Genomic DNA, 1,052 nt, shown 5'->3' on the forward strand with positions numbered 1-1,052 from the left:
CGACGCTCCGCGTTCGACAACGGGCTCCAGTACGTCCGCGCCCCGTACGTAATGTTCGCGCAAGCCAGGGACATCCTCGGCGAGGACGTCATCGGTAGGTTGGCGCAACGGGCCCGCGCCACCAAGGCCGATGTCGTCGTCGGGGACCAGGACAACTTCCCCGGACCGCGGCGCGGCGCCGACGAGCCCTGGAAGAGATATTTCGGCAAGGGCGCGAGCCAGGTCGAACGCCTCGATGACGCACCCTACTTGGTGTTTTCCACCGGACTCGGCGCCAAGCTGCTGCGTACCCGGCTGCTGCGCGATCAACGGCTGCGCAGCGGCCTCGGCCCCGGCTACGAGGACGCCTGGATCACCGTGCCCGCGTTGCTGCACGCGCGCCGTGTCGCCCTCGCGCCCTCCGCCACCTGCTACACGCGCGACGAGGAACAGCGCGACTCGCTCTTCGACGTGCCGTGGAACGACCCCGTCAAGACGCAGGAACTCATCCGACTGTGCCTGTACCTGATGAGTCGCGTCGGTGAACTGCGTCCGCGCTCGGCCCGGTTGGCCCAGCGTTTCGTGGTGCGCACGTTCCAGCCGTACCTGCGCAATCTGTACCGGATCATGAACCGGTCCGAGCTCGCCGCGCTCTTCCCCGCCCTGCGCGAGCTCTACGCGCGGATACCCGACGACCTGATCCTGCAGTACGCCACCGCCGCCCAGTCCCGGCTGCTGCACCACGCCGTGCGCACCGGCAACTTCGAGCTGCTGTGTGATCCGCTGTCCAAGCCCGAGTACCGGCCGCACCTCCACATCGACGACGCCGGCCTCCACCGGGGCCTGGCCGTTGACCCGGTGGCGACGTCACTGCTGCGCATCGACCGGCAGAAGGCGGTCCTGGAGACCTTTCACGTCGAGCCCGAGCACATTGAGTTCAAGGGACTGCTGGTGTACACCGGCACCGACATCTCGCAGGTCTTCGACAACCGCATCGAACAGGTGCTGAGCGACGGCACCCGCGAGCGCACCGTACCCGAAGAGCAGGTCTACCGCCGGGACCTCTGGCGTAC

At 67.9% G+C, this 1,052-nt stretch carries 1 protein-coding gene; it reads left to right on the forward strand.

What is annotated here, in order from left to right; genetic code table 11:
* A partial coding sequence (locus ACWCV3_RS29040) for a hypothetical protein (RefSeq protein WP_451230377.1) occupies window positions 1-1,052 on the forward strand: 1,052 nt, incomplete at both ends.

This window comes from Streptomyces sp. NPDC001781, assembly GCF_053596035.1.